This is a genomic window from Catenulispora subtropica (assembly GCF_039531675.1).
Classification (GTDB): Bacteria; Actinomycetota; Actinomycetes; order Streptomycetales; family Catenulisporaceae; genus Catenulispora; species Catenulispora subtropica.
The window spans coordinates 90,489-110,003 of sequence record NZ_BAAAQM010000007.1 but is presented as its reverse complement, the minus strand read 5'-3'; the positions used below and the strand labels follow the sequence as shown (position 1 = coordinate 110,003).

The 19,515-nt window shown below is 68.1% G+C and carries 8 protein-coding genes; 6 read left to right on the top strand and 2 right to left on the bottom strand.

What is annotated here, in order from left to right:
• Nucleotides 1-127 precede the first annotated feature (127 nt).
• Nucleotides 128-6,493, bottom strand: coding sequence for a PKD domain-containing protein (locus ABD466_RS08820; protein WP_344656468.1), 6,366 nt, complete (start codon nt 6,491-6,493; stop codon nt 128-130).
• A 393-nt stretch (nt 6,494-6,886) separates the two neighbouring features.
• On the opposite strand from ABD466_RS08820, the gene ABD466_RS08815 reads away from it, so the two are divergent.
• Together ABD466_RS08815 and ABD466_RS08810 are read left to right on the top strand one after the other, a co-directional pair.
• Nucleotides 6,887-14,050, top strand: a complete 7,164-nt coding sequence (locus ABD466_RS08815) for an RHS repeat-associated core domain-containing protein (protein ID WP_344656467.1) — start codon at nt 6,887-6,889, stop codon at nt 14,048-14,050.
• 106 nt (nt 14,051-14,156) lie between these two features.
• Entirely contained in the window at nt 14,157-14,864 is a 708-nt protein-coding gene (locus ABD466_RS08810) for a hypothetical protein (protein ID WP_344656466.1), read from the top strand.
• On the opposite strand, the gene ABD466_RS08805 is transcribed toward ABD466_RS08810, so the two are convergent.
• Nucleotides 14,779-15,543 carry an IS701 family transposase gene (locus tag ABD466_RS08805; protein ID WP_344656465.1) on the bottom strand — a complete coding sequence of 255 codons (765 nt, stop codon included), beginning with the start codon at nt 15,541-15,543 and terminating at the stop codon, nt 14,779-14,781. The genes ABD466_RS08810 and ABD466_RS08805 overlap by 86 nt on opposite strands.
• Before the next feature lie 11 nt (nt 15,544-15,554).
• On the opposite strand from ABD466_RS08805, the gene ABD466_RS08800 reads away from it, so the two are divergent.
• The 4 genes from ABD466_RS08800 (at nt 15,555) to ABD466_RS08785 (ending at nt 18,957) form a co-directional block, all read left to right on the top strand.
• Nucleotides 15,555-15,944 carry a DUF5372 family protein gene (locus ABD466_RS08800; protein WP_344656464.1) on the top strand — a complete coding sequence of 130 codons (390 nt, stop codon included), beginning with the start codon at nt 15,555-15,557 and terminating at the stop codon, nt 15,942-15,944.
• Complete coding sequence (locus ABD466_RS08795) at nt 15,941-17,344, top strand: recombinase family protein (protein ID WP_344656463.1); 1,404 nt, start codon at nt 15,941-15,943, stop codon at nt 17,342-17,344. The genes ABD466_RS08800 and ABD466_RS08795 overlap by 4 nt, the downstream gene beginning before the upstream one ends.
• On the top strand, nt 17,275-17,943 hold the full coding sequence (locus ABD466_RS08790) for a helix-turn-helix domain-containing protein (protein WP_344656462.1): 669 nt from the start codon (nt 17,275-17,277) through the stop codon (nt 17,941-17,943). The genes ABD466_RS08795 and ABD466_RS08790 overlap by 70 nt, the downstream gene beginning before the upstream one ends.
• Nucleotides 17,944-18,435: 492 nt before the next feature.
• Nucleotides 18,436-18,957, top strand: a complete 522-nt coding sequence (locus ABD466_RS08785) for a DinB family protein (protein WP_344656461.1) — start codon at nt 18,436-18,438, stop codon at nt 18,955-18,957.
• Nucleotides 18,958-19,515 lie beyond the last annotated feature (558 nt).

Genomic DNA, 19,515 nt, shown 5'->3' with positions numbered 1-19,515 from the left:
GTCATAGCGCCGCGCACGGAAGAAGGGCCGTTCGACTGCTCAGGCAAGCAGTCGAACCGCCCCGTCACTAGGCAGGTGGGGCGCCCGGACTCGGGCGGGCCACCTGCCTTACTGCGTCAAGCCTGCTTCATCGCAGGGTGACGATGCCTGCCATGTAGGCGGCATAGGCGGTACCGGTGGCGGCGTAGGAGCCGGTCGCGGCGACCAGCCGTGCCGACGTGATCAGCCGGTCGGTCCGGTTGGTGACCAGCGCGTTGTTCCCCGGAGCCCAGCCGGTGTCCCAGACTGGCGGGCTGCCACCCTGGATGCCCGCGAAGCCGTAGAGCAACTCGTTGGCGGCGCCGGTGGTCACCGGCAGGGAGGTGAAAGCTCCGCCGGTCTTGGCCAGACTGGCGTAGTAGCCGCTGAACTGGTCGACGGCAGAGACCCCGGAGAAGTCTTCCACGGCCAGGTGGTGTTCCTTGTTGGAGGGCCAGTTCACGGTGATGGTGTCGCCGGTGCCCAGACCCTTCTTGATGTTGACGGCCGCCATGGCGACGACGTAGTCGCCGGCGTTGTCCGTGATGGCGGTGCCGACCTGCACATAGGCGTTGCCCTGGGTGTCGGAGGCCGTGACCGAGCCGGTCGGGTTCACACCCTTGGAGTTGGTCATCATCATCGACAGCACCAGGGTGTCGCCGGCCGGCACCGCGGACAGCGGGTGCGTACCCACCGAGGTGGTGATGTCGGGGTTGGTGGAGCTCGTGGTCGGCGGGCTGACGTGGTAGGCGACCATGCCGTGGTCGGCCAGCGGCTTCTGGGCCGCGCTGACGACCACTTGGACGCTGACGGTGTCGGTGGCACCCGCCGAGTCGGTCACGGTGACCTTCGCGGTGAAGGTGCCGGGGTTGGCGTAAGTGTGACTCGTCTTCGGGTTGCCGCTGCCGGCCTGGGTGTTGCCGTCTCCGAAGTCGAACGCGTAGCTCGTGATCGGGTTCGGTCCCGGGCTCGAGGCGCTGGCGTCGAACGCGACCGGCAGCGGTGCCAGGCCGGCGGACGGCGCCGCGGTGATCGCCCCGGTGACCACGTTCGGTACCAGGCTGGCCACGTTTGCCATCCACATGCCGGTGGAGGACCCGGTGGCCGCGAACGAGCCCGGTGCCGCAGCAGGCTGGTACCCGGCGATCAGGTAGTCCGGCTGCTGGCCGGTCGGGACCTGCAACTGCGGCAGCCCGGTCCATCCGGCGGCGAACGACGGCGGGGCGGTCTTGTGGATGCCCGCGGTGCCGATCACCATCTCGCCGGGCCGGGTGGCCTGGACGAAGCCGGAGTTGAACGTGGTGGTGGCGTCCCCGGTCGCGGCGTTGGCCTGGTCGACGGCCTTCACGCCGGCGTACTCGTCGATCGCGATCTGGTGCTCGGCGGAGCGGCCGAAGTTCACCGTGATCGTGTCCGACAGGTTCAAGCCGCGGGTCCGGAACGCGGCCAGGGTGACCAGCCGGTGTCCGACGGTGCCGTTGTTGATGTCGCTGACGACGGTGAACTGGTCGCCCGCGCTGTCGGACGCGGTGACGTTGCCGTACAGCTCGTTGGTCAGCATCACCGACACCACCAGGGCGTTGCCCGGGGCGGTGTCCTTGGCCGGGTGCAGGTTGACCGCCATCGACGGCTGGATGCCGGTCGCCTTGGCGTCCGAGCCCACCCGCTGCACGTACCCGGCCGCAGGCCAGCCGCCGACGACGATCTGCGTGGTGGCCGTGGACGTCAGGTTTTCCGCGTCGGTCTCGGTGACCTTGATCGTGTACGTGTTCGCTGTCGTGTAGGTGTGGCTGGTGGCCGCAGCGGACCCGGTCGCGACCGGTGAGCCGTCTCCGTAGTCGAACGTGTAGCTGGTGATCGGCGACGAGCCCGGGGTGGACGACGCAGCCGAGATCGGCACCGCCACGTTGGCAGGGGCCTTGGCCGCGGCGTCGACCAGGGCCGTCGGCCCGGTCGGGGCGGTGACGGTCACGGTCTGGCTGGTGCTGGCGGACTTGCCGGCGGTGTCGGTGACCGTAGCCCTGATCGTGTATGTCGCCGAGGCGCCGGTCCACACGTATCCGTGGCTGGCGGTAGGCGCCGTACCGTTCAGAACGGTGCCGTCGCCGAAGTCGAACCCGTAGGCCGCGATCGGCGCGCCGCCGGGTGCGCTGTGGCTGGCGTCGGCGGTGACCGGCGACGGAGCCGCGACGCTGCTCGACGACAGGCTCAGTGCCGCTGCCGGCGAGGTCACCTGGGTGTAGTTCAGATTCAGGATGTCGACGCCGATGTTGTACCGGTTGTTCACCGAGGACGCGTTGGTGCCGGTCGCGGTGAACGTGAAGGTGTGCATCCCGGCGGTGAGCGCGACGGTGCCGAAGGTGAACGGGACCGGGGCGGTGACGGCCGGGGCGTAGCCGTCGTAGGTGTTCGGCAACGGGGTGGCCGCGCCGTCCACGGTGACCTGCACCTGTCCGTAGTCGTTGGCCTTGGTCATGGCCGGTGCGACCTGGAAGACCCCTCCGACCGGGACGTAGTAGGACACAGTGAAGCCGGCGTTCACTGTGGCGGCGGAATCGAACAGCTGGGCGCCGTTGGAGAAGGCGATCCCTCCGCCGTTGGTCTGCACGCTCATCGTGCCGGTGGTGTTCGACGTGGTCAGGGTTTCGGCCTCGACACTCAGGTTCTTCCCAGCCGCCGACGGCGGGGTCCACTGCTGGGCGTTCGTGTCATTGCACTGATACAGCTGGTAGACGGTGCCGGGTGCTGTGGCGGAGTTGGGGTCGTCCAGGCACAGCCCGGATGCCTTGTTCCACAGCGACATCTGCCCGGTCGCGGTGCCAGACTCGATGACCCGCCAGATTTGGGAGTCGGACGCGTTGCACGCCGCCAGATACGGCTGGGCGCCCTGGCCCGCACCGCCGCTGTCCAGGCACATCGCCGACGGGCCGCTGCCGGCCGGGGCGTAGGCGATGGTGCTGTCCTTGGTGAACGTCCACACCTGCGCAGCCCCGCCATTGCAGGCCCACAGCTGCGGCACTGTTCCAACGGCCGTCGAGCCGTTCGGGACATCCAGGCAGCGCAGTGCGCCGCTGGCGGACACGTTGGAGGTCAGCGGCCCGGAGGACACCGACAGGGGCGCGGTGTCGATGGTGGACATGTTGTACGAGCCCGGCCAGTTCGTGGTCGTCGACGAGGTCGCGATGAACTGCGACGGGCTCATCGCCGCACCGGTCGCGGACACGTTGTGGATCAGGTCGAGCTTGCCGTTGAGGTCTACTCCCCACAGCGAGGGGCTGGTGTCACCGACCAGGATGTTGCCGTCGGAGACCAGAGTGGGCCAGGTCTTCGAGTCCAGCTGCCCGGCCGTGCCGATCTGGGTGGCGGTGGTGAAGTCGCCCAGCCCGGTCGGGTCCTCGACCCCGTTGGCCATGCGGTTCGCGAACTGCCAAGTCACGTCGTGACCGGGGTTGGACTCGTCACGGACCCACAGGTCCGGCAGCCCGTTGAAGGTCGAGCCGCCGATCGCCGGATGCCCGGCGGCGTTGCCCGGGGAGACCAGCGTGGTCTTGGCCCAGTTCCAGTTCTGCGGGCAGCCCGCGCCGACGCCGGGCTGGCAGGACGAGATCAGCTTGGGAGTGCCCAGCTGGCCGATGCCGGCCGGCGGGTAGGCCCACACATTGCCGCCCGTTCCGTTGGGCCCGTCGGCCTCCACGGTGATCAGCCAGGTCTTGCCGGCGAACGTGCCCGGTGCCCCGCCCGCGATCGGGCCGATCGCCAGGATCTGCTTCACTCCCGACCAGTCGGGGCCGTAGTACGCACAGGTTCCGGAGCAGACCGGCGCCGGGGGCCGGGTGACGACGCCCTTGCTGGTCTTGGCGAACGCGTTGACCGGGGAACCGGTCGGATTGGCGGTGCCGGACAAGGTGTTGAAGTAGTAGTACAACGCCCCGTCCTGCCAGGCGAACAGGTCGTCCCAGGGCACCACCCGGTCGGCACCGCGGTGGGTGATCAGCGCGCCGTCCCAGGTGCGGCCGTTGGGCGCGGACGCTGCCGGGGCCGACACGATCCAGTTCCCGCCCCAGCCGGGCGTCGTGGACTTCGACGGGTCGTGGTTGGTGGGGAAGGTCAGCAGGGCCTTGACGTTCGGGTTGGCCGGATCCGGGGCGACGGTGACGATGTCCGGGATCCCGTCGCCCAGCACGTTGCCCCACACCGTCTTCTGGAACGTCGCAGACATGTAGAACATGTAATGCGACCATGGCGAGACGTTGCCGACCGAGTCCACGGCCTGCACGGCCAGGTCGTTGACGCCCAGGTGCGTCGAACCGCTGTTGAGGTTCAGCACCGCGGTGTTGCCGGAGCCGGCCAGGAGCTCACCGCATTGTGCGCCGGCCGGGCAGTTGCCGTTGGGGCCGGCGTGCGAGGCGTCGATGTTCAGCGCGTACTCGAACTTCGCCAGCGAGACGTGCGGGTTGGTGACGCTGCTGCCGAGGGTGAACGCCCCGGCGTAGCTGGTACCCGAACCGGTGGGCGATCCGGCTGTCGGGATCGACTCCTTGCCGGTGCCCATCGAAGGGAACAGCTGATTGCCGGAGCCGTCCTTGAACGAGGTGACGGACGGCGGCTTCGGAGCCGACAGGTCTGGCGTGAACCAGCAGTTCGGCGGCAGGTCGGTCCACAGGTTGGTGGCGTTGTCCCAGACGCGGCCGGTCATGTAGTACTCGTGGCCGTCGGCGAGGTTGAGATTCATCGGGACCGAGACGGTGCCGGAGTTGCCGTTGCCGGTGAACGTCCCGATCCGGTTGGCGCCGTCCCAGACGTCGTCCTCGACCTGCAGACTGTGGCCGCTGCCGTCGTCGGCGACGAAGTTGTCGATGGTGTAGTCGGTCGTGGCGGTGGCGGGCAGCACGGTGGGGTTCCCATACCCGCCGCACAGGTTCGTGTTCTCCGCCGCCAGGCCGTAGAACGACGGCGGGGTGTCGAAGTCGACCTCGACGCGGGCCGCCGCCGGGCCGGTCATCCAGAACGCGACCTGCTGCTGGGACTCGTCGACGCGCCGGATTCCGACGGTGGCCTCGAGGTTCCCGCGGGACTGCATGTCGATGAGCTGCTGCTTGTCGTCCAGCCGGAGGCTGCCGTCGTTGCCGCAGTTCGCCGTCGAGACCGGCTGCGGCTGGTTGACGAATCCGCCGCCGGTCACGGCCACCGAGGACCAGGTCTGCCCCGGGGCGATCGGATTGGTGCGGTACAGCTGGAAGGCGTCGCTGGGCGTGCAGGAGTTGCCGCCGCCGTCGTGGCTGAGGATCACCGTGGCGTTGGAGATGAGAGCGTTGTTGGGGACCCCGGCGGGCCAGAAGTCGATCAGGGTGCGGACCGGTCCGGCGGGGCTGGAGGCGTTGTGCCCGACCCGTGCGACGTCGGGATTGGCCGAGACGTAGCCTTGCCCGTCCCAGTAGCCGCGGTCCCCGGCCTGGTAGACCTCCAGCCAGTTGCGCACCTGCGGTACTGCCACCGCCGGGTCCAGGAACACGGGATAGTGGGTCCCAGGCCCCTTCAGGAGTCCTTGGTCTGGAGTCATGTCGACACCGTCGCCGGAGGACTTGGCCGGCATCGCGGCGTGCTTGCCGGTCACCGACGGGTCGGACGCGGCGTCATCCGAGTTCGGTGCTTTCGCTGATCCGGCAGCGTGGGACGTGAGCGCGGCCACCGTGGCCGGGGTTGCGCCCGTGGAATCCCACATCTCCGGTCGCGGGCTGGCGAACGCGTCGTGGCCGGCGGCGTCCTTGGCGTGGATCGACCCGTCGGCTCCGGTGGACACGGTCACCCCCGTGCCGACCGTCGTCATGTGCAGCGTCTTGAGCGCTGGGTTCGCCGCAGCCGTCGCGTCGTGCACGATCAGCAGATCACTGAAACCGACCGATGTGGCGGTCAGACGGAGATCGACGCCGGGATAGACATCCGGGTAGAGCGCTGTACTGCCGAAGATCGTCGGCTTCGGCAGCGTCACCGGCATGGAGACGGCCAGCTTGTGGCCCGCGCGATCGTCCTCGACGGCCATCGGTCCGGTTCCGCCGCCGGAAAAGGTGACGGCGACCGTGGTGGCCTTGGTAGCGAAGGAGCCGTCGGCGGCGGTCGTCAGGGTGGAGTCGATCGGCGTCCAGGCGCCGGACAGCTTGAGCCTCTGAGGCGTGACGTAGTCCTGGGACTGGAAGTGACCGTTGGGCAGGGCGACGACCGTCGAGTGGTCAGTGGTCTGGGAATCCACGGTCACAGGCTTGCCGGTCTTCTTCGCCTGCGCGCTCGCAGCGTGCAGATCGTTCAGCTCGGCCTGGTCGGCCTGCTGCTTCGGCGTCAGCGGGGGCGCCGGTTGAGTGCCGCCCCTGACCGCGGAGCTGTGCGCGCCCGCCGTGGACTGTCCGGTTGTGGCGCCGGCGGTGTCGGTGGCGTGGGCGGTGAGGGCCCCACCGCCGAACAAGGCGGTGGCGGCTGTCATCGCCGTGACGGCGCGGCTCAGACGCCTTATTCGTTGATCGCGGCCGGTCCGCCGCGCCTGCCGGAACTGTCCGGCCTGTCGTCCCCGCACGGGGAACCCCCTAGCTTCTTCAGCACTGCTGTCGGTGCCCAGAAAGGCATGACCGGCGGGCAGGCTAGTGGCCGAAAACCCGGCCCAACAAGTGTTTGACCAGGTAGTCCGCCGTCGGATAACGAATCGGCGACGGGCCCGGTTCGAACATTTCCGAGCGAATCAGCAAGCTGTTATCTTCCGGTGGTCATCGCTCTGATGATCGATTTCCGTGCTCTGTTTCCCTGGGGGTTTCCGGTGTCTCCACCTCGTCAGGCTGCGTATAAGCGGCCCGCGCGTTCCTTGAAACGCTCGCGCCCCGCTGTGACATGGTTGCTGGTCGGCGCGCTCGTCGCCGGCCTGGTCGCCGGTACCGAGAGCGGAGCCGTGGCGGCCACCGGCGCGAAGAAGAACAAGCAGATCTGGCGGCCCCGGCCGCTGACCGCCACCACGTCGGTACCCGGGACGAAACGGACCGGGCACCCGCCGGCGATCGTGCCGCACTATGCGGTCGCCACCCCAACGGCGCCGGTGTGGCCCAAGGCCGGTGCAGTCGACCTGACTGTCCCGGCCGCCGCACCGCGAGCAGCAGCCGGCACGCAGGGCGGTACCCACAACCAGACTCCGGCGCAGGCGGCGGTGGCGTCGGCGCCGGACTTCCCAGTGACCGTCGCCGCGGACCCGCAGGCCGCGGCCGACCCGCTGGCGGACCCGACCACTCAGGCGGGTGCCACACCTGCTGCCGGGACCACGGCGCAGCCGGTGATCCATGTCGCCGTTGCGGACCCGCAGATCGCGCAGAAGGCCGGAATCCCCGGAGTGATCGTGTCGGTGTCCCGGGCCGACGGCATCAGCGCCCCGGCCCACGTGAAGCTGAACCTGGACTACACCGGCTATAAGGACGCGTACGGCGGCGATTACGGCGACCGGCTGAAGCTGGTCAAGCTGCCTGACTGCGTGTTGACACAGCCCACCAGCAAGAGCTGCCGCCAGCAGACGCAGATGGCGTTCACCAACACCGACACCAAGACGGTGCACCTGCTCACCGCTCCGGTGACGGTACCCGGGGCCCCCAAGAAGAGCACAGCCGCTGGTATGGAGACCGATGCGGCGGCCCGGACCTCCGGCGTGGCCGTGTTCGGCGCGGTACCGGGACCGCAGTCGCCGAACGGCAACTACAACGCCACGTCGCTGAAGGCGTCGGATACCTGGACTGTCTCCAACACCGGCGGCTACAGCTACACCTACGCGGTCTCGGTGCCGCCGGCTCTGGGAGCGGGTACCGCTCCGAGTGTCGCGCTGTCCTACTCCTCGGACTCCGTCGACGGAGCCAATGCGAACTCCAATCCGCAGGCCTCATTACTTGGTGACGGCTGGGACACCGGCGGCGGGTTCATCGAGAAGACGTTCACGCCGTGCTCCAACACCGGCGACATGTGCCAGGGCATCCCGAACGCCACCATCTCCCTGCCGGGCCACTCCGGGGAGATCGTGCACGACGACACGACCGGCGTCTGGCGGTTGTCCCCGGACGACGGCTCCCGCATCGAGGAGCTGACCGGCGGCTACAACGGCAACCCGGCGGACAACAACGCCTATTGGCGCCTGACCGCGACCGACGGCACCGAGTACTACTTCGGCGCCAACCGCCTTCCGCAGCCGGAAGGCGGCACCGGGACCGACGCCCCGACCTTCTCCGCCTGGGGCATCCCGGTCTACGGCACCGGAACCGGAACCCCCTGCAACGACCCCACGTCCACCACCGTGGTCGACTGTCGCGCCGGTTACCGGTGGAACCTCGACTTCGTCATCGACCCGCATCGCAACCTCACGCGCTACAGCTACCTGCGGGAAGAGAACTGGTACACCCACACAGCGGGCACCCGGTTGCTGGAGTACACCGCCGGCGGGTACGTGTCCGAGATCGACTACGGCATGAAGGCCGCCGACGTGGCCACCGCCGGGGCGCCGGCCGCCAAGGTGATGTACAGCCTTCTGCCGAGGTGCGTCGCCGACTTCCCGGGCGTGAACTGCCCGGCCCTGGCTCCCGGCTACGACAAGATCACCGAAACGACGCCCGGCTCCGGCATCGCCAACACCGGACTGGTCAAGGGCAGCGGATCTGCCGACAACTCCTCCACGTATCAGGACGCTCCCACCGACCAGGTGTGTAACTCCACCGGTACGTGCAACAACACCTCGCCGTCGTTCTACCAGACCGCGCGCCTGGGAAAGATCACCACCTACGCCCGGGTGGCCGGGGGCGGCCAGCCGGCGATCACCGGCGTCGACGCCCAGGCCGGCTACATCGCCGTGGATCAGTACGCCCTGAGCCAGTCGTTCGCCATCCAGTCCGGCGGCACCGCGTTGATGCTGGACTCGGTCTCCCGTACCGGCTTCGATCCGGCTTCCGGCGCCGCGACCGTCGTCGGCGGCACCACGGACGCGGTCCACGACGTCGCAGCCGGCCCGGCGGTGCACTTCGGCTACACGCTGTTGCCGAACCGGTCTGCGTTGTCCCCGCTGTTCACGTCACAAGGTCCGGCTGAGCGCAACCGGCTGATCGCCGTCGACGACGAGCTGGGCGGTGCGATCCGCGTCAGCTACGACGGCACCACCCCGATCCAGGGTGCTGAGAACTGCACCGTGGCGCCGGCCTTGGACTCCAACGGCACACTTTGCTATCCCGAACTGTTCACCAAGCCCGGTGATCCGGCCGGCACGGTCACCACCGACTGGATGATCAAGCACGTCGCGACCTCCGTCGAGCACGACGACATGACCACCCTGAACCCCGGTGTCAATCCGGCCAGAACCGGAACCGTCGGCTATTCCAGCGTGCGCACCGACTACGCGTACACGCTGCAGGGGTCGTGGCACTCCAACGATTCCGAGCAGACCCCCGTGGCGATGCGGACCTACGACCAGTTCCGCGGCTTCACCGAGATCGACGCCACCGTGGGCGGCCTCGCGGACCTGACTCAGGATTCCAAGACGGCCACCATCTACCTGCGCGGCATGGACCAGGACAAGCACCTGGACGGCACTGCCCCGGCAGCATCCGCGTACGACACCGACAACAACGCGTACGTCGACGACAACGCCTACGCCGGCCGAGTCCTGGAGACTGAGACCTTCACCTCGGCCGCCCAGGGCGCACCGGCGTTCACCCAGGTCATCGACAAGCCGGAGCTGTCGGCCCCGACTGCCGAGCACAAGCGGGCCAACGACACCCTGCCCAGGCAGCGGTCCAGGTTCCAGCACACCCAGGCTGCGATCACGCACCAGCAGGTGGCCGCGGGGACCCGCACGACTGAGGTCGACTACTACTACGGCGACACTGTCCCGACGTTCACCGGCTCCGGCGGCGTCGGCTACAACGGGCAGTTGCTCGCGACCGTCGACAAGGCTGACGGCAAGGTGCCTGCCACCTGCACTGACACTCAGTACGCCACCGCTGTGGCGAATCCGGGTGACATGCGAAACCTGCAGTGGACGTCGTACCCGTGGCAGACGCACACCTATACCTTCCCCGTCGGGTTCACCATGCCGTCCACTCCGGTGAACTGCACCGGAGTCACCGGTGAGCTGGAGACCGGCGGTACTCAGACCCTTTACGACGGTGCCCCGGGCGGGCAGATCAACACACTCGACTACCGGACCCCGGTGACCGATCCGACGGAGACCGACGTCGTGTCCGGCGTCGACGGTTCCGGCGAGCACTGGATGCGCAAGTCGTCCACTCCCAAGAGCGACTTCGACACCTACGGCAACGCGCTGTCGGCGACCAACGCCGACGGCACGACGAGCTGGACCTCCAACAGCCCGGCCGGCAACTACCTGCCGGACACCGTCGTCGCCACCACCGCGGACCCGAACGCGGGCACCGGCAACGTCAAGGGCTGGTCGTCGACGACCAAGGAGATCGTCGGGCGGCAGGCGCCGGCCACCATCACCGATTCCAACGGCCGGGTCACCTCCATCAACTATGACGGCGCCGGGCGCATCACCGATGTCTGGCTGCCCGGAAACGACAAGGCCGCCAACCAGGCCACTCCGAACAAGCACTTCGTCTACGACCTGGCGGGGCCCGGCAACGCGCCCAATCCGTCGTGGGTGGACACCCAGAACCTGCTGGACAACGGCAAGTACGCCGATTCCGTGCAGATCATGGACGGGCTCGGGCGGGTCGTGCAGACCCGCAGCACCCCGGTCGACGACTCGAACGGCGCGGTGGTGACCGACACCCGCTACGACTGGCAGGGCCGCACCCAGGTGGTCAGCGCCGCGCACTACGACGGCACCAACGGCCCGGGGTCGGGCTGGCTGTATTACGCCGACAACAGCGTGCCGTCCGTGACGGTCAGCACCTACGACGCGATGGGCCGCATCGTCCTGTCCGAGCTGAAGGACTCGGTCAACGGCCAGGCGCTGGGCACCATGTGGTCGACCGCGACCACCTACTACGGCGACGACCGCACCGACGTCACCCCGCCGGCCGGCGGCGTCGCCACCAGCACCGTCACCGACGTGCGCGGCCGAACCGCGGAGCGGTGGCAGTACCACGAGAACCCGCCGGCGAATCCCGGAGCACAGTCCGACGCCGATGTCACCCACTACACATATACCGACCTCCCCGGTGTCTTCACTGGTGGCAACGGCTCGGTCATCACGGTCACCGACCAGGCCGGCAACTACTGGAAGACCACTGACGACCTGCTGGGCCGTACTGTGCAGTCCGACGACCCCAACGCCGGTGTCACCACGACGCGGTACCTCCCCGGCGGTGCCGTCGCGTCGTCGACCGACGCTCGTGGCAAGCAGCTGACGTACACCTACGACAATCTGGGCCGCAAGCGCCACGAATACGACACCACCGGAGGAGCGACACCAGGCGCCGCCAACGAGCTGGCGGCGTGGACCTACGACGGCGCCGCCGACGCGACCCGCCCCGGCCAGACCGTTGCCAACCAGCCGTACCAGTCGATCCGTTACGTCGGCGGCAGTGGCACCGGCGGCAGCGCCTACACCCAGGCCGTCGGCAGCTACGACGCCGCCTACCGGCCGCTGACCAACACCCTGACTCTGCCGACCACCGGTCCGGACGCCGCGTTCGGCGGACCGTTCACCGTCAACACCGCCTACAACCCGGTCTCCGGCAGCGTCTACCACTACGACAATCCCGCGGTTCCCGCCGCCGGACTCTCCGCCGAGACCGTCTACAACACCTACAACACCGCCGGCCAGCTGCTCACCGCCGCGGGCAACGGCGACTATCTGTCCGACACCCAACTCACCCCGTTCGGCGAGATCAGCTCTCGTACTCTGGGCGACTACCCGTACCAGGTCGTGCAGCAGCAGTTGTACGACACCCCGACCCGGCGCGTCACCAAGAGCTTCATCGACGCCACCGCCGGACCTGACCCCGCCAGCACCACCAGCCCGCCGAAGCTGCTGTCCTACGGCGTCGACTACCGCACCTATGCCTACGACGCTTCCGGGCAGGTCACGGGGGTCAATGACGAACAGAACTTCGGTGCCGCCGGCCACACGACCGACCTGCAGTGCTTCACCTACGACGCCCTGGACCGGCTGAAGTCCGCCTGGACTGACAAGGGCACCCTGCCCGGCGTCAACGACGACCCCACGGGATTCGGTACCGGCCTCGCCCCCGGCGGCGTCGGTACCTGCAGCGACACCACCCCGACCGCGGCCGACGTCATCGGCGCCGGACCCGCTCCGTACTGGCAGGACTTCAACGGCCCGGCCGGCTCCGGCATGGCCACCGACAGCATGGGCAACCGCGTCCAGGTCGTCGACCACGCTGCCACTACCGGTGCTCAGGACATCACCCACAACTACGGCACCGCTGCCGCCGGCACTCGCAACTCCGGGACCGGCTCCGGCCCACACCTGCTCAGCGGGGTCGCGACCAGTGGCGGCGCCACCGGTAACGACACCTACGGGTACGACGCCAGCGGGAACACCACGAGCCGCCAAGTGAGCGCGCGCGCCGGGGTCCAGGCCGCCGCGGAGAACCTGCAGTGGGACTCCGAAGGGCGCCTGTCGCAGGACAATGACAGCGCCGGCAACACCACTTCCAACTACCTGTACGACGCCGCGGGCACCGAGCTGATCCGGCGGGACACCACCGGCAGCACCGTCACCGCGACGCTCTACATCGGCAGTACAGAGATCCACCTGAGCTCGGGGAAGACGACCGCTCAACGCTACTACGCCTTCCCTGACGCTCCGACCACCGTCGTCGGGTCCGACGGCACCACGACCGTCGAAGTCATCGACGACCACGGCACCGGCGGCACCACGCTCGACGCCACGCCGGGTGACGCCAAGCAGGGTCAGGTCATCGCTCGCCGCTACACCAAGCCGTACGGCGAAGCCCGCGGTATCCCGGTCACGCAGACCACCACCCCGGGCTGGGTCGACGACCACGCCTTCCTCGGCAAGCCGGCCGATGTCGGAACCGGCCTGGTGGACGTGGGAGCCCGCAAGTACGACCCGGCTGTCGGCCGCTTCATCTCCGTCGACCCGAAGTTCCAGCCCGACAGTCCTCAGGACATCGGCGGCTACGCGTACGGCGGGAACAACCCCGTCAACAACGCCGATCCGACTGGCCGCTGCTGGATCTGCAACCCGTTCCACGCGGTGGTCGCGGCCGTCGCGGTGGTCGCGGTGGTGGCCGTCGCGGTGGTCGCCGCGCCGGTGGTCCTGCCCGCTCTGGCCGCGGTGGCCGAGACTGCCTCGACGGGTCTGGCGGCCGCGTCCGCCGCGGCCTCGGCTGCCTCCGCGACCGGTACCGCGATCGCCACAGCCGCGGCTGAGGGAGCAGCCACCGCGGCGGTGGCGGGCGCCACACCGGCGCTCGCCGCGGCAGCCGGGTTCGCCAACGGGGCGGCGGCGGCATGCGCGGCGCTGTGCACCTCGGGAGCCGCGGTTGCCAGTGTCGTCACCGCCGCGGAAGTAAGCAACATGGTGACGGGCGGCAGCTCGTCTGGCTCTGCCACCGCGCCGGCGCAAGGCACACGCGGCCAGGTCGGAGCTTTCGACCCTCCGATATATCACTATCCGGCGCCGGACAACTGGGACGGCGATATTGACGCACGGCTCGGTGATGCGACTGCTCACGCTTACAGCCATGCACTGCAACAGCCTGTTCTGGCGAAGAAGTCGAGGACCTGGGTCGGCGCGTTGAACGTCGATACCGGCGACATAGCAGTTACCTGCTCGGGCGGTGGGAGCTGCGCTGAACCGAACATCATCGCCAAGACGGGATGGGCTCGTTCCTCCACCGTCTTCACGAAGGCCTTCCAGCTGCAGGACCTTGACGACGGCCTCGGTAAGATCACGCAGGAGAAGCCGGTTTGTATGGTCTGCAGGGACACTTACCCACCTGAGAACTTCTCTCCCGGGGTTTCCACGGCCGGGATGGGGTGGGCTGTCCATCGGAGCCGAACGATGTTTTTCTAACCCCTGATTCACCGTGAAAGCTCGCCTTCGGGCGGGGCGGGGTCTCCACGGCGGGGTGCCGTGGAGACCCCTTGGTGCCGTGGTTCGAAGGAGTAGTATCACCGCCATGTTCGAGGCCATTGAGTCAACCGATTGGTTCGCGATTCCCGGATATCCCAAGTTCTACGAGCCGGGAGTAATCGCTCCAGCGCTTCGAGCTTTGAGCAGGTCAACCTCTGCTGCCCAGGCGGCAGGCGCGGCTTCTGCGCTGTCCGCCGCCGGCCTCACTCATGATCACAGCGCCATGGTGCATCCCGCTGCTGTCGCAGCCGCCCCGATCCTTCTGGACATCATCGAACACGCAAACCCTGCCGCGCGCAGTGCGGCGATTCGTCTGCTCCATGAAGGGATGGATTACGCGCCCCTGTATGGGTTCAACACCGTCGACACCGGCGATGGTTTCCAATTCCCACTGTGCTGTGCGATCGCTCGCTCAATTCGGGCGCGTCGACCCCCGCTCACCGATATCGGCCGTCTCGGCAAGGATCTCCTGGCGGTGGCGGACAGCCACTGGCGATTGAATATCACGGAGGCGGTTGTTTTGGAAGAGTCGGCAACACTTGTCGTCGGGACGTCCGAGGGCTGCCTGCCGACTGAGCCGGGCAATGCCGATCTGCGAATCGGCACGGAGACCATTCTGCTGGAGTCCGTTGTCGGTGAATATCAAGGTACGGATGACGGTGAAGCGGCTATGACGATCTTCGTCTGGGTCGCCGCCGACGGGATTCCGCCCGGATCGGTGCTTTCTTCTCCGTGCAGTGATGCTTTACATTAAGGATTCCTCGTCGCCACCGTGTCACCTGCGCACCGGTCGGCGTTGCACCGGAACGGCTACTACAAAGGAGCAGGACGTTGAACAGCCCGACCGCGGCTGGTGACCAGCAGCGGTGGAACGCGGTTTCGCCGGTGGTCGGGTTACGACGTATCAGCGGACAGCGCTGCCCGTCAGCCGGCGGTTCGGGGTCGTCCAGGTGCAGGTAGGCCCACTGATACCAGCGGGGGCCCTTGGCTCCGGCGCCAGCCGTCCGCGTCTGCCAGCAGTGCACGGGCAGCTCGGCGGCCACCTCATCGACGCGAATCCGGGCCGGACCGATACTGATCCGCATCGAGCGCGCGGCTGCCAGGACGTAGCCGATCCGGTGCCGTTCAAGGCCCGCCCGCAGGGCCGGATCGTTGCCGTAGACCTCGTCAGCGGCCACCCAGCTCGGCCGGTGGCCAGCAGCCAGGGCACGTTCAACCAGACCGAGGGCGAGCACCGGCTTGGTGGCGAACGCCAAGTCGTCCGGCAGGCCGGCTGCCGCACACCGACCGGGCTCGCCGATCCACGACGCCGGGACATACAAGTCTCGGTCAATGAACGCCGCTCCCCACGTTGTGGCCCACACTGCACACACGACGACCTGGGAGTTCTCGACGTGCACGGCGAACTGCCATCGGAAGTAGTGATGTCTCATCCTCGGTCGTGGTGACGCATCCGTTCCATCCGCTGGCTGGGTGCCGGCTGGCGGTGGCGTTCACCGAGCGGAAGGCCGGATCTCTGGTCTTCGTCTGCGGGGACGGCGACGCTGAGTGGGTGCGCATCCCGTTGAGCTGGACGGACAAGGTGCCGCTGCTGGCTGGGCACCGGCTGTCGGCCGAGGGGCTGACCGCGCTCAAAGCGCTGGTCGATGCGTTGTCGAAGGCTCCGGGCCACCGTTGCGCCAGCCTGCGGGGTGGCGAGAAGCTGCAGGTGGAGGGCTCGTCACCAAACGCTGATTCACCGGAGGTCCGCCATGGCGTCGGTGCCGGAAGCGACGGAGCCGGTGATGGTGCTGGCGAACATGGCGCTGGCGGCGCTGAAGGGAGGCGGCGGTGAACGGCACGACGAAGATCACCCGGTCGCACCTGGAACGCGTCGCGCTCATCTATGTCCGGCAGTCGACCGTGGCGCAGGTCCGCGAGCACGCCGAGTCCACGATGCGGCAGTACGACCTGGCCGGCACGGCGGCCTCGTTGGGCTGGCCGCCGCAACGGGTCACGGTGATCGACGCGGATCTGGGGCTGTCCGGACGCACCGCGGCCGGCCGCGGTGGCTTCCAGGAGGTGGTTACACGGGTGTGTCTCGGCGAAGTCGGGGCGATCGTCGGCCTGGAGGCCTCCCGGCTGGCCCGGTCCTCGGCGGATTTCACTCGGCTGCTGGAGATCGCCCGGCTGTCGGACACGTCGCTGATCGACGAGGACGGGGTCTACGACCTGGCCGACATCAACGACCGCCTGGTGCTGGGCCTCAAAGGGCAGATGTCCGAAACCGAGATCCACCTGCTCAAGGCCCGACTGGACGGCGCGAAGAAGGCCGCCGCAGCCCGCGGCGATCTGGCCGTCCGCCTGCCGGTCGGCTACCTCTACGACGCCGACGGCGAGGTCGCCATCGACCCGGACGCCGAGGTAGTCGCCGCCGTCACGGACGTGTTCACCGAGTTCACCCGCACCGGCTCGGCCTATGCGGTGGTCTCGGCGTTCGCCGGTCGGCCGTTCCCCTACCGAGTCCACGACGGGCCGTTCCACGGGCAGCTGCGCTGGAGCGTGCTGACCCACGATCGGGTGTTGTCGATCCTGGCCAACCCGGCCTATGCCGGGGCCTACGCCTATGGACGACGGCCGTCGGCCCAGCGGCTGCAGCCCGACGGAAGTGTCCGCACCGTGACCGGAACCCGGACCCGCGAGCAGTGGCCGGTACTGATCCCCGACCACCATCCGGCGTTCATCAGCTGGGAGCAGTACGAGGCCGACGAGACCGAACGGGCCGCGAACCACACCCGCGCCGGTGCCCGCCCGCCGCGGGAAGGCAGCGCCCTGTGCCAGGGGATCATCGTCTGCGGCTCGTGCGGCGCACCGATGCGCACCCACTACCCGCACGCCACGCACCATTACACGAACTACTTTTGCGGCGCCTCGGCCAAGACCCACCAGCTCCAGTCCACCACCTGCCGCACCGTTCCGGCAGGTCCCGTCGACGCTGCGGTCGCAGGCCTGCTGTTGGCGGCACTCACCCTGCCGAGGTCGCGAATACGCTGGCTGCCGTCGATGAGGTCGTCGTGCGCGCCACCGGCTCTATCCGCGCCGCCGAGATGGCGTGCGAACGCGCCCACTACCAGGCCGACCGCGCCGAACGCGCCTTCAGCCAGGTCGAACCGGAGAACCGGCTGGTGGCTCGGACCCTGGAAGCCCGCTGGGAAGCGGCCCTGGCTGTCCTTGCCGACGCCGAGAACGCCCTGACCGATCTGTGTGCCGCCGCCCCGCAGCTGCCCGAACGCAGCGTCCTGGAGGAACTGGTCGCCGACGTCGAGACACTGTGGAACGCGGACAGCACCAGCGACCGGGACCGGAAACGGCTGATGCGCACCCTGATCGCCGATGTCACCGTGCTCCCGGAACCCGATCGTGACCGCATCCGGCTGGGTATCCGCTGGCACACCGGCGCCACCGACACCCTGACCATCCCGACCAAGCCGCCTCGCCTGGAGCTCCCGGCCGCTCGCCTCATCCGGGAACACGGCACCACACTGCCCGACGCCCAGATGGTCGCCCTGCTCAACGAACACGGTCTGACCACCGCACGCGGCGAGAAGTTCACCATCGCCGCGATGCGCTGGACCCGGCAGAACCACGATCTGCCCGCGCCCAGCACCCCGCGCACCGGCGAGATCACCGTCGCCGCGGCCGCGCAGGCCCTCGGCGTCAACCCCAGCGTGGTCTATCGCTGGATCCACGACAGACGACTGGCCGCCCGCCACACCGTCGTCGGCCGCTGGTGCGTCCCCTGGGACCCGGACATCGAAGCCCACTGCAGAACCCTGATCGCGAAATCCCCGTAGATCAGAAGTACGGCAACGTTCATCAATTCAGGAGGGGCAGTATGAAGGCCGCATCTCGATCCGCCCGGCGGTGCCGGAGTACTGCCGCTGCACCCCGACGGTGTGCTCCCTTCTTCACGTCCCCGGCCTGCTCGGGTCTTTGTTGACTTCACAAACCACGATGATCTGCGGTGGCCGTTCCGCGTGGCCAGACCCCTCCAACCTCACCAGTAACAAACCTCAGCTGGAGTCAGTACTAGAACGTGATGCCGAGGTTCTTCGCAGGCTCCACGAGGTACTGACCGAACAGCTTGACGATTCAGAACGCACGGCGCTGATGACTATCATTCCGCCCTGGACCGGATCGCGGCGGAAATGTGAGGGCATGGTCCGTCGTGACTGGCGTGCCACCCACCAAATTCCTTATGCGTCGGGCGGGCCGGTTTCTGAGCGAGATCAGCGGCTTTTCGGGCGCGCGTTTGGGCCGGGCCTCAAGGCGGCAAGCCTGCGGGTATGACACAAGTCGATGAATCTGCCCCCGCTGCTGTTCCGCCTGGAGAACGTGCCGACCTGCTCGCGGCGCTTGGCAGCCATCGTGGCCTTCTGCTCCGAACCGTCCGTGATCTAACGGATGACCAGGCGCGCGAGCGCACCACAGTCAGCGATCTTTGTCTCGGCGGCCTGATCAAGCACATCGCGGAGATGGAGCGGCGCTGGACGCGCTTCGCGGCCGGCGGCGCCGAGGCCATGGAGAGTGAACCCACTGACTGGACGAACCAGTTTCGCATGGGGGAAGACGAAACCTTGGACAGTGTGCTCGCCGACTTCGCCAGCGCATCCTCTCAAACTGATGTTTTCCTCAGTACAGCGGACCTCGGCCGGACATGGGAGCTGCCGTCTGCGCCGTGGTTCGAACCCGGGGCTCGCTGGTCCGTCCGGATGGTGGCTCTGCACCTGATCGGCGAAATCGCCCAGCACTCCGGACATGCCGACATCATCCGCGAGTCACTCGACGGCGCAAAGACCATGGGGTGAGAACTCAGCGACAACTGTGCGGAGCTGATCGCCACGATCGTGGCGACGCTGTCGACGCAGTCGGTGATCAAGGCGTACACGAGCCCCCCGGACCACCTCGAGTTCTCCCCCGACGGCATGGAGCATGGTCAGCTTCTGGAGGAACGCGTAGCGGTATGCCTCGGAACCGTCACGACACGGCAGCCGATCGGTACTCGGCATGCGGCCGGATGCAGCGTGCTGTCGCCGAGCAGAAAATGCGGTTGGCCGGGACGTTGGCCCTGTTTGGAGCGGCGGTGCCGGTCAGGGCGGCGACTCGGCCCGGGGTGGTGTCGAGCCGGTGGGTGAGCCACAGCAGGAATGCGGAGAGCGATTCCTCGGCCAGCGGAGCCGGGCTTCTAGATCGACAATGCCGCGTACAAGCAATACAAGAAAATATAACGGCTGGATCAGATGCCGAACATACGCCGGTCCAGTAGCGGGTGGCCGTTTCCTTGAGTGGCATGTTCCCAGCTCGACGCAGGTTCCACCGCTGTGACCCGGAGCCTGGTCGGGCTGTGGAAAGTGCCAAAGGACCAG

What these genes read in the sequence shown, in the direction of transcription:
- ABD466_RS08820 (WP_344656468.1), bottom strand. Translation starts at nt 6,493, where the DNA reads ATGACAGCCGCCACCGCCTTGTTCGGCGGTGGGGCCCTCACCGCCCAC.
- ABD466_RS08810 (WP_344656466.1), top strand. Translation starts at nt 14,157, where the DNA reads ATGTTCGAGGCCATTGAGTCAACCGATTGGTTCGCGATTCCCGGATAT.
- ABD466_RS08805 (WP_344656465.1), bottom strand. Translation starts at nt 15,543, where the DNA reads ATGAGACATCACTACTTCCGATGGCAGTTCGCCGTGCACGTCGAGAAC.
- ABD466_RS08785 (WP_344656461.1), top strand. Translation starts at nt 18,436, where the DNA reads ATGACACAAGTCGATGAATCTGCCCCCGCTGCTGTTCCGCCTGGAGAA.